This is a genomic window from Streptomyces lydicus (genome assembly GCF_004125265.1).
GTDB classification, from domain to species: domain Bacteria; phylum Actinomycetota; class Actinomycetes; order Streptomycetales; family Streptomycetaceae; genus Streptomyces; species Streptomyces lydicus_C.
On record NZ_RDTE01000003.1, the window covers coordinates 8,408,059 to 8,423,335 of the forward strand.

16 protein-coding genes are annotated in these 15,277 nt (G+C 72.9%); 11 read left to right on the forward strand and 5 right to left on the reverse strand.

The features are described 5' to 3' along the window. Positions 1-48 precede the first annotated feature (48 nt). Both D9V36_RS39620 and D9V36_RS39625 read right to left on the reverse strand, forming a co-directional pair. The gene (locus D9V36_RS39620; protein WP_129298014.1) at positions 49-1,608 is read right to left on the reverse strand and encodes an FAD-dependent oxidoreductase; all 1,560 of its coding nucleotides are present in this window, start codon (positions 1,606-1,608) and stop codon (positions 49-51) included. After that, entirely contained in the window at positions 1,605-2,903 is a 1,299-nt protein-coding gene (locus D9V36_RS39625) for a lycopene cyclase family protein (protein ID WP_129298015.1), read from the reverse strand. Before D9V36_RS39625 ends, D9V36_RS39620 begins: the two co-directional genes overlap by 4 nt. A 199-nt stretch (positions 2,904-3,102) precedes the next feature. Here D9V36_RS39625 and sigK point away from each other — a divergent pair, with 199 nt between their 5' ends. The 10 genes from sigK to tgmB all read left to right on the forward strand — a co-directional run bounded on the left by sigK (position 3,103) and on the right by tgmB (position 11,504). Continuing rightward, a complete protein-coding gene (sigK, locus tag D9V36_RS39630; RefSeq protein WP_129298016.1) occupies positions 3,103-3,690 on the forward strand; it encodes an ECF RNA polymerase sigma factor SigK in 588 nt (195 codons plus the stop codon). Next, positions 3,687-4,433, forward strand: coding sequence for an anti-sigma factor (locus tag D9V36_RS39635; protein WP_129298017.1), 747 nt, complete (start codon positions 3,687-3,689; stop codon positions 4,431-4,433). The genes sigK and D9V36_RS39635 overlap by 4 nt, the downstream gene beginning before the upstream one ends. Positions 4,434-4,698: 265 nt before the next feature. After that, the gene (locus D9V36_RS39640; protein WP_129298018.1) at positions 4,699-5,964 is read left to right on the forward strand and encodes an NAD(P)/FAD-dependent oxidoreductase; all 1,266 of its coding nucleotides are present in this window, start codon (positions 4,699-4,701) and stop codon (positions 5,962-5,964) included. An 80-nt stretch (positions 5,965-6,044) separates the two neighbouring features. Next, positions 6,045-6,746 (forward strand): DUF1365 domain-containing protein, encoded by a 702-nt coding sequence (locus D9V36_RS39645; RefSeq protein WP_241721400.1) that lies wholly within the window; start codon positions 6,045-6,047, stop codon positions 6,744-6,746. Beyond that, positions 6,743-8,062, forward strand: coding sequence for an SAM-dependent methyltransferase (locus D9V36_RS39650; protein WP_129298020.1), 1,320 nt, complete (start codon positions 6,743-6,745; stop codon positions 8,060-8,062). The genes D9V36_RS39645 and D9V36_RS39650 overlap by 4 nt, the downstream gene beginning before the upstream one ends. After that, positions 8,059-8,307 carry a hypothetical protein gene (locus D9V36_RS39655; protein ID WP_129298021.1) on the forward strand — a complete coding sequence of 83 codons (249 nt, stop codon included), beginning with the start codon at positions 8,059-8,061 and terminating at the stop codon, positions 8,305-8,307. Before D9V36_RS39650 ends, D9V36_RS39655 begins: the two co-directional genes overlap by 4 nt. Further along, positions 8,304-9,194, forward strand: coding sequence for a DUF1295 domain-containing protein (locus D9V36_RS39660; RefSeq protein ID WP_129298022.1), 891 nt, complete (start codon positions 8,304-8,306; stop codon positions 9,192-9,194). The genes D9V36_RS39655 and D9V36_RS39660 overlap by 4 nt, the downstream gene beginning before the upstream one ends. A gap of 46 nt (positions 9,195-9,240) precedes the next feature. Next, positions 9,241-9,951: an alpha/beta fold hydrolase gene (locus tag D9V36_RS39665; RefSeq protein WP_129298023.1), complete on the forward strand. Its 711-nt coding sequence runs from the start codon at positions 9,241-9,243 to the stop codon at positions 9,949-9,951. A 423-nt stretch (positions 9,952-10,374) separates the two neighbouring features. Further along, positions 10,375-10,566 (forward strand): putative ATP-grasp-modified RiPP, encoded by a 192-nt coding sequence (gene tgmA, locus D9V36_RS39670; RefSeq protein WP_030079154.1) that lies wholly within the window; start codon positions 10,375-10,377, stop codon positions 10,564-10,566. Between the two features lie 8 nt (positions 10,567-10,574). Continuing rightward, entirely contained in the window at positions 10,575-11,504 is a 930-nt protein-coding gene (gene tgmB / locus D9V36_RS39675; protein WP_129298024.1) for an ATP-grasp ribosomal peptide maturase, read from the forward strand. A gap of 102 nt (positions 11,505-11,606) precedes the next feature. Here tgmB and D9V36_RS39680 read toward each other — a convergent pair whose 3' ends face one another. From D9V36_RS39680 to D9V36_RS39690, 3 genes are all read right to left on the reverse strand, one after another. Next, complete coding sequence (locus D9V36_RS39680; RefSeq protein WP_129298025.1) at positions 11,607-12,125, reverse strand: hypothetical protein; 519 nt, start codon at positions 12,123-12,125, stop codon at positions 11,607-11,609. 270 nt (positions 12,126-12,395) lie between these two features. Then, complete coding sequence (locus D9V36_RS39685) at positions 12,396-13,787, reverse strand: acyl-CoA dehydrogenase (RefSeq protein WP_241721233.1); 1,392 nt, start codon at positions 13,785-13,787, stop codon at positions 12,396-12,398. Between the two features lie 236 nt (positions 13,788-14,023). Further along, positions 14,024-14,482, reverse strand: coding sequence for an RrF2 family transcriptional regulator (locus D9V36_RS39690; protein WP_129298026.1), 459 nt, complete (start codon positions 14,480-14,482; stop codon positions 14,024-14,026). 257 nt (positions 14,483-14,739) lie between these two features. On the opposite strand from D9V36_RS39690, the gene D9V36_RS39695 reads away from it, so the two are divergent. Next, positions 14,740-15,276 (forward strand): (2Fe-2S)-binding protein, encoded by a 537-nt coding sequence (locus D9V36_RS39695; RefSeq protein ID WP_241721234.1) that lies wholly within the window; start codon positions 14,740-14,742, stop codon positions 15,274-15,276. Position 15,277: the final 1 nt, after the last annotated feature.

Consider the following 15,277-nt stretch of genomic DNA (forward strand, 5'->3'; position numbering starts at 1 on the left):
AGGCAGGTCCCGGGGCCCGCCGCCCCGACGGAACGGGAGCACCCCCCCTCACCGCTCCGCCCACCGCGCCGCCCACCGCAGTGCAGCGGAGCGCCCCCGGTCCGGCACGGTCCACAGGGTCTGGCCGCGTACGCCCCAGCCCCTCAGCAGCGCATTGGCCGCGAGGAACCCGGTCGTCGCCGCGCGCTCCATCAGCGCCACCGGGAACGGGGTGCGCACCGCGTCGCCCGCGACCACCACCCGCGGGTCGGGCGTGTGCACGGTCGGCCGGTCGCCGAACCCGCCCACCGGGAACAGCGGGCAGTCCGCGTGCCACTCGTGCCGCCGGTCGACGATCCGGACACCGCGGGTCTCCGGGTACACGGTGTGCAACTGCTCCACCAGACGCCGTTGTTCGTCCGCCCGGTCGGCACCGGGGGAGACGGCGTAGGCGTGCAGTTCGAGAACCGAGCCGCCGGTGCGGGCCGACCAGCGGGCCGCCTCCCCCTCCCAGCGCTCCAGCACGCTGATGTTGTCCAGGGACCCGTAGCCGCTGGTGCCCAGGAAACCGGGCCGGTCGGCGCGCACCCGCCGCTCCAGCCACAGCCGCGACACCAGGAATGGCGGCGCGGTCCGCAGCCGCCCGATCCGCGCCCGCCATGCCGCGTCCCCCAACCCGTCCGAAGCGGCTGTGAGTTGCCGCAGCCCGCCGGGGTCGAGCGCCAGCACCACCGCGTCGAACCGGCGCGCCTCGCCTCGCGCGACGACCCGCACCCCGCCGCCCGCCGCCGGCTCGACCCGGGTCACCGCCGTGTCCGTGCACAGCCGCACCCCGTGCCCCGTCAGATACCGGCCGAGGGGGTGCCACAACGCCTGCGGGAAGGGCTCGGCGGGCACGTCGAAGAGCAGCCCCTCGCTGGAGCCGAGGAAGTAGATGTGGAACATCAACACCAGTTCCGCGGCGGACAGTTCCCGCGGGTCGGCGAAGAAACTCCGGGAGAACACCTCGAACGCGAGATGCCGCGCGGCCTCGGGGAAGCGGATGCGGGAGAGGAAGTCCCGGGCGCTGATGCCGTCCAGCCGCTCGTAGACCTGCGGCACCCGTACGTCGAGCAGCGGCAGGGCCGCACCGGGACGCATCCGCGCCAGATCCCGCCAGGTGAACGTGGGACTGAGCGCCACAAAACCCAGTGCGCTCCACGGCGGTGTCCGGGGCACCCGCGCAAAGCTGTCCTGCCATCCCGCACGGTGGCGCAGCGGGTAGTCGGGCAGCCGCCGGAGCATGTCCAGCCCGGGGTCGACCCGGCGCAGCAGCCCCCGCAGGTTGTAGTACTGCGGGAAGAAGGCGTGGAATCCCCGGCTCATGGTCGCCGTCGAGCCGTCGGCGAGGTGCACGGGCCGGCCCGCCAGCCGGCCGCCCAGGTCCGCTTCGCGTTCGTACAGCGTCACCCGCACCCCCCGCTCGGCCAGCGCGGTCGCGGCGGCGAGGCCCGCGATCCCGCCGCCGACCACCGTGACAACGGGTCCGTCGGGCGCGGCCCGCTCCCGCCCCGGCGGCCCCGGCACCCGTTGCGCCCGGCGGTCGCGTCCGTGCCGCGCGGCCCCGCCCGGCGCACGTCCGCGGCTCACGCTCGCTCCCGCGGGGCGCACCCCGTGGACGATGGTCCCTCGTGCGGCAGTGTCATGGCCGGCTCTCCTCCGGTCTTTGGGGACGTGTGACGGGGCCGGTTCACCGCACCGTGGCCCGTACGGGGCAGCAGCGGAAGTTCGGCGGCGGTACGGAGCATGGGCAGCACCGGGGTGTGCAGGCCGATGGTGACGTCCTCCCACAGCCGGGAGCGGCCGTCGAGAAACCGCAGCAGCCGCTCCATCGGCACCGCGCGGAACAGCCCGGTGAAGAACTCGGCGCCGTCCACCCGGCCGCGGTCCAGTGCACGCAGCAGCACGGCGTCCATCGCCCGGTGCCAGGCCGTGTGCGCGGGCGGGGGGAGGGGATGCCGGCCCGCCAGGAGGGCGGCCGCGAGGTGCGCGGACTGCCGCTGTACGGCGGCGAAGGTGTATCCGGTCGACGCACGGGTGGCGCCGCCCGCGGTCCCGATACGGAACACCGAGCGGCCCGCCCGCCGCGGAAACCGGCCGTCGGTCATCGGGATCACGCCCTGCTCGACGGCGGTCACCCGGAAATCGTCCAGCCGCAGCACCTGCGCGGTGTACCGGCGCAACGCCCGCTCGTAGGCGGCGGTGTGCAGGATCCGGCGGGAGAACTCGGTGTACTCCACCAGCGCGGTGCGCTCGCTCAGCGGCAGGACATACCCGAAGGACAGGCCGTGCGCGGGCTGCGGGGTGCGGAAGTCCATCAGATCCGCGGTCGCGGGATCGAACGCCGGCCGTCCGGTGCGGACGAACCAGCCCCGGAAGTGCTGCTGGAGAGTGGTGCGGGCCGGCGGGAGCCGCACGCCCGGCGGCCGGGAGTCGAAGGCCCAGCGCGCCCGGAAGACCACCGGACGTCCCGCCTCGTCGCGCCCCCGTACCTCCGCGCCGCCGGCGGCGTCCCGTACGGACTCCACCGCCGCGGTGGCCCGCACGGCGCCGCTCCGGACGGCGAGGCGGGCGCCGACGAACGCCTCGAAGTCGCGCGAGCGCAGCATCTTGTACCTCAAGGGCGCGGGCCGTCCTTCCGTCGCCGCCCCGTCGGGGCCGTGCACCCGAAGCCGCTCCCACGAAGCGGTCAGCGCGGAGTCGAAGACGCCGCCCGGCGCTTCCCAGTAGCACCAGGTCCGTTCCGGCGGAGTGAGTGGCCCGTGCGGGGCGTCGACGAGCAGCACCCGCAGCTCCCGGTCGCCCGCCGCCGGTGCGCACAGCCGGAAGGCGAGCGACAGCCCGGCCGCTCCCGCGCCGACGATGACGACATCCGCGTCCCGCACGCCCGGACCTCCCTGTGCCTCGACGAGCCCGACGGTGATCCTTCCGCAGCGAGGGGCCGGGAGGCGGTGTCCGACGCGCGGGAAACCGGTGGGCCCGCCCGCGGTGCCCGCCGCGGCGTAGGCCAGAATCCCTTCCGACCAATCCGGGTGTCGCCCGGCACCGAATCACCGGTGACCCTGTCACAGTCCGGAGGTGTCCATGCCCGTCGCAGCCCGCGGCGACCGATCCTCAGCGCCGCATTCCGGTGCCCTGGAAGCACTGCTCGACCGCGTCTCCCGCGGTGACCAGCAAGCATTCGAGAGTCTTTACACGGCGGTCGCCGGTTCCGTGCTGGGTCTGGTGCGCCGGGTGGTACGGGACCCCGCCCAGTCCGAGGAGGTGGCACAGGAGGTGCTGATCGAGGTGTGGCGGTCCGCGGCCCGCTATGACGCGCGGCAGGGCAGCGCCATGGCCTGGATCATGACCTTGACCCACCGGCGCGCGGTGGACCGGGTGCGCTCGGCCCAGGCGGCGGCCGACCGCGACCACCGGGCCGGAGTGAACGCCTACACCGCGGCCTTCGACGAGGTCAGCGAACAGGTCGAACGGCGGCTGGAGCGTGAGCAGGTGCGCCGCTGCCTCGGGCAGCTCACCGAACTCCAACGGGAGTCGGTGACGCTCGCCTACTACCGCGGGTACACCTACCGGGAGACCGCCGACCTGCTGGGCACCGCGCTGGGCACGGTCAAGACACGGCTGCGCGACGGGCTGATCCGGCTCCGCGACTGCCTGGGGGTGTCGGCATGAACGCCGTCGATCTGCACACGCTCACCGGTGCCTACGCCCTGGGCGCACTGTCCGGCCGGGAGGCGGCGGAGTTCGCCCGCCACCTCGCCCAGTGCGAGGCCTGCGCCCGGGAGGTGCGGGAGCTGCAGGAGACCGCCGCCCGGCTCGCCCTGGCGGTCGCCGAGGTGCCGCCGGCGGATCTCCGGACGCGGGTGATGGCGGCCCTTCCCGAAGTCCGGCAGCTTCCCCCGGCAGCGCGCGAGGCCACGGTGATCCCGATGCGCCGTCGCGCGCGCCGCCGCCTGCCCTACCTCGCGGCCGCCGCCTGCCTGGCCGTCGCCGCGGTCGCCGGCGGACTGGCCGTCAACGCCCGCTACGACGCCGACCGGCAGCGGGACCGTACCGCCCGCGCCGAGGCGCAGGCGGCCGAGATCAGCGCCCTGATGACCGCGCCGGACGCCACCTTCCACACCACGGCCTTCAAGGGCGGCGGCAGCGGGACCGTGGTGGCCTCCCGGCGGATGGGACGGACCGCCTTCCTCTACCACGGCCTGCCGGCACTGCCGGAACGGCGGGTGTACGAACTCTGGTACAGCCGCAACGGCACGATGGTGCCCGCCGGACTCGTCGAGCCCGGCCGCTCCTCGGGCACGATGCTGCTGACCGGCGGACCACAGGGCGCGGACGGAGTCGGCGTCACGGCCGAACCCCCGGGCGGCTCCAGCAGCCCCACCAGCCCGCCGCTGGGGCTCCTGCGGGTCTGAGCGGACGTTTCACGACGGGTGACACCGGCGGCCGGCCCCTCCAGGGCCGGCCGCCGGTGTCCGTCGACGCGCCCACGGCCGGCCGCACATCCTGCCGGCGCCTCCCCGGCGAGCGGCCCCGTCCTGTCCGGGCGCTCTGCACGCCGGCACGTCGCGGTGGCCCGGAACATCGAGACCAATCCGCCCCGCCCCCGGCACCGAATCCCCGGTGAGCGGGCCGCCGCACCCCGGACGCGGCCCGCCCCGACATGAGGAGGCACCTGCGGTGGAGCGCCGACGGATAGCTGTGGTGGGCGGCGGGGTGGCGGGACTCACCGCCGCGTATGTGCTGCAGCGAGGCGGATGCGAGGTGTCGCTGTACGAGGCGGACGACCGCCTCGGCGGTCATGCCCACACCCACGACACGGTCTCGTCCAACGGCCGGGTGGTACGCGTCGACACCGGCTTCATCGTCCACAACGAACGCACCTACCCGCTGCTGCTGCGGCTGTTCGGCGAACTCGGCGTGGCCACCCAGGACTCCGAGATGAGCATGTCCGTACGGTGTGAGGGCTGCGGCCTGGAGTACGCCGGCGCCCGCGGTCTGGCCGGGCTCTTCGCCCAGCCGCGCAGCGCCCTGCGCGGGCGCTACCTGCGGATGCTGACCGAGATCCGGGCCTTCCACCGCGCGGCCCGCACCACGCTCGCCGCGGAGCACGGTGACACGCTCACCCTCGGCGGATTCCTCGACGACTGCGGCTTCTCGCGGTACTTCCGTACCCACTTCGTCACCCCGCTGGTCTCCGCGGTGTGGTCCTGCGCCCCCACCACCGCCCTGCAGTACCCGGCCGTCTACCTGTTCCGCTTTCTCGACCACCACGGGCTGCTGTCCGTCGGCGGCTCCCCGCGGTGGAAGACGGTGACCGGCGGCTCGGTGGAGTACGTCGGCCGGGTCGCCAAGCAGCTCACGGCGGTCCGCACCGGCACCCCGGTGCGGGCGGTGCACCGCGGCCACGACCGGGCCGGGGTGGTGACCGAGGACGGCGTGGAGTGCGCGTACGACACGGTGGTGGTGGCCGTACACCCCGACCAGGCCCTGCGGATGCTCGCCGACCCCACCGACGACGAACGGCGGGTCCTGGGCGCGTTCTCCTACTCGCCCAACACCACCCTGCTGCACGGCGACACCTCGCTGCTGCCCCGCGCCCGCGGTGCCCGGGCCTCCTGGAACTACCTGATGGCCTCCTGCACCACCCCCGCGGACAAGGTGCAGGTCAGCTACCACATGAACCGTCTGCAGCGGCTGGACACCCCGGAGGACTACCTCGTCAGCCTCAACGCCACCGACCGGGTCGCCGCCGACCGGATCCTGGCGCGGATGGTCTACGAACACCCCGTCTACACACCGGAGTCGGTCGCCGCCCAGCAGAGTCTGCCGCGGCTGAACACGGCGGTCACCGCCTTCGCGGGCGCCTACCACGGCTGGGGCTTCCACGAGGACGGCTGCCGCTCCGGGGTGCAGGCCGCCGCGGCCCTGGGGGTGCGCTGGTGACACCCCGAACGGCCGCCCCGGTCACCGTCCCGGCCACCACCCCCGCCACCGCCGTCCGCACACCCGCGCTCTACGAGTGCGTGGTCTCCCACACCCGCACGGTCCCGGTGCACCACTCGCTGCGCCACCGCACCTACCTCTGGCTGGTCGACCTCGACCGCCCGCCGCGGCTCCCGCTCGCCCTGCGCCCGCTGGCCCGGTTCGACCCCCGGGACCACTTCGCCGGCACCGCACCGTCCCTCCGGGCCGGTCTGGAACGGTTCCTGACGAGCCGCGGGGTGCGCCTGGACGGCGGGCGGGTGCTGATGCTCGCGCACGCCAGGGTCCTGGGCCATGTCTTCAATCCGCTGACCCTGTACTGGTGCCACGACCGCAGCGGTGCACAGGTGTGCGTCGTGGCCGAGGTGCACAACACCTACGGCGAGCGCCACTGCTACCTGCTGCACACCGACGCCCAGGGCCGGGCGGACGTCACCAAGGACTTCTATGTCTCACCGTTCTTCCCGGTCGACGGCGCCTACCGGATGCGCCTGCCCGAACCGGCCGGCCGGCTCGATCTGACCGTACAGCTGCGGCGTGGTGGCACCAGGCCGTTCACCGCGACCGTGCGCGGCACCCGGCGGCCCGCGACCCCGCGGCACCTGCTGGCCATGGTGCGGCGCCACCCCTGGTCGACGGCCGCGGTCACGGCCAGGATCCGCCGCCACGGCATCGCCCTGTTCCTGCGGGGTCTGCCCGTCAGGACCCGCCCCCGCCACCGTATCCAGGAAGGTATGCAGTGAAGACTTCCGTCCCGTACCGCACCGAAGCAGGTGCCGCCCTCGCCCCGGCCGCCGCACCCACCACGGCCCGGGAGCAGGTGGACGCGGCCAGGTGGCCGGATGTGGCGCGCACTCCGCGCGGCTCGTCCGCCCGTACCGCCGTGACCCGGCTCCTCGTCCAACGGGCCCTGGCCGCACTGCCGTTGAGGGTGGCGCTCGGCGATGCACCCGTCACCGGCGCCGAGGGGCCCCTGCTGCGGGTACACGACCCCGACGCGTTCTTCCGCCGGATCGGCACCGACGGGCTGATCGGCTTCGGCGAGTCCTACATGGCGGGGGAGTGGGACACGGACGAACTGGTCGGCGCACTGACCGTCCTCGCCTCCCACCTCACCTCGCTGGTGCCCCGCCCCCTGCAGCGGCTGCGCGGCGCCTGGGCGCACCGACGGCCCCGCGCACAGCGCAACACACCGGAGGGCGCACGGGAGAACATCCACCGTCACTACGACCTGTCCAACGACCTGTTCGCGCTCTTCCTGGGCCCGACCATGACGTACTCCTCGGCCCTCTTCCCCCGGCGCCCCGCCGCCTGGAGCGATCTGGCCGGTGCCCAGCACCGCAAGATCGACCGGCTGCTGGACCTGGCCGGTGTCGGCGAGGGCACCCGCCTGCTGGAGATCGGCACCGGCTGGGGAGAACTGGCCCTGCGTGCCGCCGCCCGCGGCGCCCGCGTGGTCACCGTGACCCTGTCACAGGAGCAGCGCGCGCTCGCCCAGGCCCGTATCGCCCAGGCCGGATACACGGACCGGGTCTCGGTCGAACTGTGTGACTACCGGCAGGTGACCGGGGTCCACGACGCCGTGGTGAGCGTGGAGATGATCGAGGCCGTCGGCGAGGACTACTGGCCCGTCTACTTCCAGAGCCTGGAACGCCTGCTGGCGCCCGGCGGCCGCATCGCGCTCCAGGCGATCACCATGCCGCACGACCGGATGCTCGCCACCCGCACCACCTACACCTGGATCCACAAGTACATCTTCCCGGGCGGCATCATCCCCTCCGTCCGGGCCATCGAGGAGTGCGCCGCGCCCGCCGGGCTGCGGGTGGAGGAGAACGACGGATTCGGCGGCCACTACGCCGAGACGCTGCGGCTGTGGCGCGAGCGCTTCGCCGAACAGACCGCCACGGTCGGCGCCTTGGGGTTCGACGGGGTGTTCCGCCGGATGTGGGAGTTCTATCTGGCCTACAGCGAGGCCGGATTCCGCGCCGGCTACCTGGACGTACGGCAGCTGCTCCTGGCCAAGGACGCCACGACGGCACGGAACGGAGGCCGCCGATGACGCGGGTCGCGCCCCGTCTCACCGCACTGCTCGCGGGCCACTTCGAGGGGAACCTGCCCGTGCGGCTGCGCGCCTGGGACGGCAGCGAAGCCGGGCCGAAGGAGGCGCCCTCAGTTTCCGGCTCCCGGCAGCCGGCCCGGCTGGCCCTGACCGCACTGCGGCTCGCGGTACGCACCACCCCGGCCGGGGAGACCGGCATGCCGGCGACGCCTCATGACCGGTACGCGGGGCAAGCGCGGCCATGACCGGATTCCCCTGGGCGGCCTTTGCCGTCAACCTCGCCGTGGCGGCCGGTGCCGCGTTCACCGTCATGCTCACCACATTCGCCGTCGCCCGGGCCAAGGGGGTGCACCGGCTGGTGGACATCGCCTGGGGCACGGCGTTCACGGCGGTCGCGCTCACCACCTGTGTCCTGTCCGCCGGTTACGGGGACGACGGCCGGCGGCTGCTGGTCACCGTCGCCACGGCGGTGTGGGGGCTGCGGCTGTCCGTCCATATCGCCCGGCGCGGGCGCGGGCAGGGCGAGGACCCCCGCTATGAGCGGCTGCTGGCCAAGGCCCCCGGCAGCCGCGACGCTTACGCCCTGCGCACGGTGTACCTGTTGCAGGGCGGGCTGGTGTGGCTGATCTCGCTCCCGGTGCAGGTGGCTCAGTATGTTGCGGTGCCGCCGGGGCCGATCGCCGTCGCCGGCGGGGTGGTGTGGGCGACCGGCCTTGTCTTCGAGAGCGTCGGCGACTTCCAGCTTGTCCGGTTCACGGCCAACCCCGGCAACCGGGGCCGCATCATGGACCGCGGCCTGTGGGCCTGGACCCGGCACCCCAACTACTTCGGCGACTTCCTCGTCTGGTGGGGGCTGTTCCTGTCGGCCTGCGGCACCCCGCAGAGCGCCGCGGTCGCCGTGCTCTCGCCCCTGCTGATGTCGTATCTGCTCGTCTACGGCAGCGGTAAGCGACTGCTGGAGAACCATCTGGCCGACCGCCCCGGTTACGCTGCCTACACGGCCCGCACCAGCGGTTTCTTTCCTCTGCCACCGCCCGCCACCCCCACCCGGAGGACACCTGCCCATGACCACCGGCCCGGAACCGCCCACGAACCCAGGCAACGACGAGGGCAAGGGCGAGGGCAAGGGTGACGGCCGTGGCAGGGGCACGAGTACGGGAAGGGGCATGGTCATGGGCATGAGCAGCGACAGCCACAACGGCGGCGACATCGAGGGCGGACGCCGCACCCCGCACCGGCCGCTGCTCGTCCACCGTCACCCGGACCCGCCACGGGCCGCGGTGCTGCTGTTGCACGGCGGCCGGGCGGACGGTCGTACTCCGCCTCCGCGGCTCAACCTCCCCGCCCTGCGGATGCGGCCCTTCGGCTCCGCGATGTCCCGGGCCCCGGGCGGGCGGCAACTGCTGCTCGCCTCCGTGCGCTACCGCTGCCGCGGCTGGAACGGCCCGCGGGCGGACGCCGCCCGGGACGCCCGCGGGGCGCTCGACGAACTGGCCGCGCTCGCCGCCGATGTGCCGGTTGTGCTCGTCGGCCACTCCATGGGCGGCAGGGCGGCCCTGCACACCGGCGGGCATCCGGCGGTCCGCGGCATCGTCGCGCTCGCCCCGTGGTGCCCGCCCGGGGAACCCGTCTCCCATCTCCGCGACCGGACCGTCGTGCTGCTGCACGACAACCGCGACCGGATCACCGACCCCGAGGGCTCCCGGCTCTTCGCCGACCGCGCCCGGCAGTCGGGTGCCCGGGCCCATGCGGTCGCCATGCCGCGCGGCGGCCACACCATGCTCCGCGGCGCTCGCGAATGGCACCGGCTGACTGTGAAGCTCGTCACTGCCATCCTGGCCGGTGGGCCGTTGCCGGTGCGGGCCGACGAGAGGCCGTCGCCCGGATAGCCGCCCGTACCCCGCACACCAGCCCCACACGGCACACCTTTCTGCACACGTCCCGTCCGTCGCCCATGCGGCGGGCGCGGAGCGCGAGGTGCACACCGTCCGGCGTGCAGTTCCGCCCCGCCACGGATCGCCGTGCCGGGGCCCTTCCGCGTGCTCAAGTCCCGTGCGGGGAAGCCTTCTCCGGGGTGGGCAATCGGTGTGCGCTCTTTCCTGAACGGGCCGTCAGGGCGTGCCTCCACGGCGGTACTTGGCACGGCCGGTGAGTACGTGATCGCTGCATTTGAGTCAAGAGGATCGCCGAAAACGAGCAAATGAAGCAACTTACTGACCAGATTGTCGCGTCTTCCGTGCAGAGTCATCAAACGGGGCCTTCAAGTGTGCCCCGCGCCAAGGGCTCGGAAACCGGGCTTCGAAGGAGAAGGTATGCGACCGTTTGCGTTGAGCTACGCCCGTCCGGCGGTGAAATCGCCGACGACCACCCCCTACAGCTATGACGCCACGCGGCAACTCAACGTCCTCCCGGACGGGCGCCCGGCCACCTGTAGCCGGGCGGTGCTGCTGGCGACCGGCACCACCGCCTCCACCGCCGGTTCCAAGACCCACTTCGACGACTGAGCGCCCCCATGACCGTCCTGGTCCTCACCTGCGAGGAAGACTTGACGGCGGATATCGTGGTGTCCACGCTGCAGGACCTCGGTGTCCCGCTCGTCCGCCTCGACCCCGCCGACCTGCCCGGAAGGGTCGCCCTGTCGGCGGAGTACTCCGGGGACGACTTCCACGGATATCTCAAAGCGGGCACCCGCATGGTGAGCCTCAGCAGCCTGCGTTCGGTATGGGTCCGCCGCCCCGGCACCCCCGGGGCCCGCGCCCCGGAACAGTCCGCCTGGATCACGGCGGAGTCCGAGCAGGCGCTGTACGGCATGCTCTCCTGCACCCCGGCGCGCTGGATGAACCACCCCGTCGCGTCCGTGCAGGCACGCAACAAGCCCTGGCAGCTCCATATCGCCCACCGCAGCGGCTTCCTCGTACCCCCCACATTGGTCACCACATTCCCGGCGGTCGCCCGGCAGTTCGCCGCCGCCCACCAGGACCTCGTGGTGAAGTCGGTCAGCGGAAAGCACCCCGGCGACCCGCCGCTGGTGCTGCCCACCACGCGCATCAGCCCGGACGCGGACTTCAGCGGGGTCGCGGCGGGGCCCACCCTGCTCCAGCAGCACATCCACAAGGAGGCCGACATCCGGCTGACCTGCGTCGGCGAGCAGCTGTTCGCCGCCCGCAAGAAAGCCGACCCCGACGAAGTGGACAGCCGTTTCAGCCAGCACGGCACCTGGGAACCCGCCGAGGTGCCGGACTCCGTCCACCGGGCGGTGAGCACCTATATGACCACCGCCCAACTTGCCTATGGTGCTTTTGACTTCGCCGAAGACCCGGACGGGACGTGGTGGTTCCTCGAATGCAACCAGGGCGGCCAGTTCGGCTTCGTCCAGTTGGAGACCGACCAGCCCATCGCCCAGGCCATCGCCGCCTGGCTGGCGGTGGAACCCGTCACCTGAATCGTCGGAGGCGGACGGCCGCGGGGGCGCGGGGCCGCGAGGGCGGGGGCGAGTCCGTGTGGTTGGCCCTCGCCCCGCGCCCCGCGCGGCCACCGCCGTCCCCTACTTGCTCAAGACGTTCGCCACCACGATGAACAACCCGATCAGCACATCCACCCCGCCGACCCGGAAGGACCCCGCCCAGCCCCGGCCCGCCACCCGGGCCGCCCATACCCCCCAGCCGAACAGCGCCACCATGTTGAAGCCCAGGGCGACATCGATCGCGCTCGCCTCACCCCACCACTTCGCATGGGCGCCGAGCAGCACCGCGATCGTCGGTACCATGGCGGCCACCAGCGGCCACTCGGTCAGCATGGAACGCACCGCGCCGGCGGTGACCTGGGTGTCCTCGTCCGTCCGGTGCGCGATGGAATGGGCGTAGCCGTGCGCGGCGGCCGACGCCACCGCCGACAGCGCCACCCACAACGCGTCGTACCCGGGATCCGCCGGGTTCCCTTCATGGCCCAGCGCGGCCGCCAGCGCACTGGCGAGCACCGAGCCGTACACCCCGCCGAACAGCAACCGCTGCAGGGGCTCTCCCCGTCTGGGAGGCGGCAGGGAATCGTTGCGCACTACGGACACGGCGCCACCTCCCAGGGCCGACGGGGCCGCCCCGCTCGGGGATGCCCCCACGAGATGTAGCAGCCCCCGGCACGGATCCGTCCGAAGCTACGCCGACCGTGCCGGGCGAATTACCCCGGTGGCGCGGCGGTGCGGCCTAGCGGTATCGCGCGGAGCCGAGGAGTCCGCCCGGTATCGCGCGGAGCCGAGAGTCCGCTCGGTGTCCGCGGTTCCGAGGACTCCGCCCGGCGTCCCCGGAACCGCGTAGTCCGCCCGGTCGGCGGCAGCCCGTCAGGCGCGCAAGGTCAGGGCGGGGTGCGTGCCGTTCAGATAGTGGTCGCCGATATCGCGGAGGGAGTGGGTGGGGGAGGCCTGCGCCGTCAGCAGACGTGCGTTGCGCCAGAACCTGTCGAACCCCAGGGCCCCGGCCGGGGAGCCGGCGCCCTGGGTGAGTTCCAGGACGCGGGTCGTGATGTCCATCGCCGACCTGCTGGTGACGGCCTCGGCCGCGGCGACCAGGACCGCGATGTCCGCGCGCTCGTCCACCCCGAGTTCCTGCCCCGCGAGAAGGCCGCGCGCCAAGCCCTCGGTCGCCGATTCGACCACCGCCGCGGCGGTGTGGGCGGCCGTCACCAACTCCCCGTAGGCGAGCAGCAGGTAGGGGTCCGCACCCGTCCGGTCCGCGTACGCATCCGAGTACACATCCTGGTAGGCATCCGGGTACGCACCGTCGTCCGGTTCCGTGGCCGGCCGGCTGCGCGAGGCGGACCGGTCGATGTCCCGTGCCTCGGCAAGCGCCCCTTCGGCGGTGCCCAGGCTGACGTGGGCAAGGGCGAGCCGGAGCGCCAGCGGGGCGAGTGTGGCGAAGGGGGAGAGGGCGTGCTCGTCGTGGGGGACGGCACCGAGGACCTGGTCGGCGGGGACGGGGACACCGTCGAAGCTCAGGCGCCCGGCGCCCGTGAGCCGCTGGCCGAGGCGGTCGTGTTCGGCATCGGCGGTCACTCCCGGGTGGGCCGGATCGACGCAGACGATCAGTGACTCACCGCTCTCGGCGCACACCGCGCCGAGCACCAGCCGGTCGGCGACCTGGACGCCCGCGGCGAGGGCCTTGCACCCGTGGAGGACGTACCCGCCGCCGGCCGGGGTGAGCGTCAGGTCGGGGCCCGCCGTCGGCTCCAGGTCCGGGATGTCGGTACTGCCGCCCCAGAGCCACTGCTCCGCCACCGACCGGAGTTCGAGCCCGTCGGCCCTGTCCGGGGTGCTGAAGAACCGGGCACTCCACGACAACACGTAGTGCCGGGCCAGCAGTTCACCGATGGAGCTGTCCGCCGCCGCGATCTCCCGGACGACCGCGCAGGCGGTACGCCAGTCGGTGCCGCGCCGGTCCGGTCCGGGCGGTGTCAGCAGGCCGGTCAGACCCGCTTCGCGCAGCCGTGCGGCCTCGTCGAACGGAGGCTTGCCGACGCGGTCGCGGCTGAGCGCGTCGACGGCGAGATCATCGGCGATCTCCCGGGTGATGCGGAGCCGGAGTCCTTCCTCGGAGAGGGGGCGGGGCTCCGTGAAGGCGGGGCGTGCGGCGGATTTCTTCGGCCTGGCTCCGTTCACCGTCCCGTCGGGTGTCTCCGGCGCGGTCGGGGAGACCGGACCGCCGGCCGGTGCATCGGTACGTACCGGTGTCCGCACGCCCATTTCTCCCACCCCTGATTCCCTAGTTTTCCCACTGGATTGATAGGGAAGAGGATGCTTCCGGACTGCGGGCGGATCAAGGGGCGTTCAAGGGATGGACGGGCCGGTCTTGGCATCCGGACGGTCGCGGAGAGGTCTCCGGAAACCTGAGGCGGCCCTGAGATGGCCTGAGGCAGTCCTGAGGGGAACCGGAAGGAGCCCGGAGAGAGCCTGATGCGAGCCCTGGGGAAGCCCTAAGGGTTGGACCAGGACGCCGGGTCCTCCGTCAGCGCGGATACCGGGTCCGGCAGCTCGGCCGAGGCGACATCGGCCAGGGAGACGCCGTCGAGGATCTGGCGGACGTTGGCCCGCAGCGCGATCCACAGCGGCAGCAGTGACTCGGCGGGCCCCGTGTAGGACAACTCCGGCGGGCGGACTCCGCGTACCGACACCAACGGGCCGTCCACGACGCGGATGACATCCGCGATGCTGATCGCCTCCGCGGGCTTGGCCAGCCGGTAGCCGCCGTTGCCGCCACGCCGGCTGTGGACGAGTCCGCCCCGGCGCATGTCGTTCAAGATGCCTTCGAGGAACTTGTGCGGAATGTCCTGCGCCTGGGCAATGGCCTCCGCCTTGAGCGGCCCCGCATCCTGGGAAGCGGCGAGTTGCAGCGCCGCCCGCACGGCATAGTCCGCTCTGGCTGAGATCCGCATGCTGCGCATTATCCCGTAGGGGGACCCGCCGGGGATCTCCGGGTGTCCCGGTGAGGGGTCTCCGGGTGTCCTGCCTGACGTCTCTCCGGGTGTCCCGTTCCGGCACCTCGGGGTGCACCCAGCCCGCCCGCTCGGAACGTCTGCGTCACGCCCTCCGTCGCACCCTTCGACCGGTTGCGAGACACCCTTCGTCCGGTTGCGAGCCCGTACGACCGGACGGAGGCTCGACGTAGGGCACCGACTCCGAGGTGAGTGTCGTGGCAGACAAAGGCGCGTCAACGTCCGTCGCCGAGTCCTCGGCCCTGCGAACGCGAGGGCCCGACAGCGTCGAAATGGACCTGGTCGTCAACGGCGTCCTGCGCGTCCTGGACCTGGAACCCCGTGTCAGCCTGCTCGACGCGCTGCGTGAGCACATGGCTCTCACCGGTTCCAAAAAGGGCTGTGACCAGGGGACCTGCGGGGCGTGCACGGTCTGGGTCGACGGGCGCAGAGTGCTGGCCTGTCTGACGCTGGCCGTCACCTGCGAAGGCCGGGAAGTGACCACCATCGAAGGCCTCGCCGACGGCGGGGAACTGCACCCGATGCAGCGCGCCTTCCTCGAGCACGACGCCTTCCAGTGCGGGTACTGCACACCCGGGCAGATCATGTCGGCCGTCGCCGTGCTGAACGAAGGACATGCCGGGTCCGACAGCGAGATCGCCGAGTGGATGAGCGGCAACATCTGCCGCTGCGCGGCCTATCCCCATATCCGCTCCGCCATCCGCGAGGTGTACGGCCACAGGACAGGACAGTGAC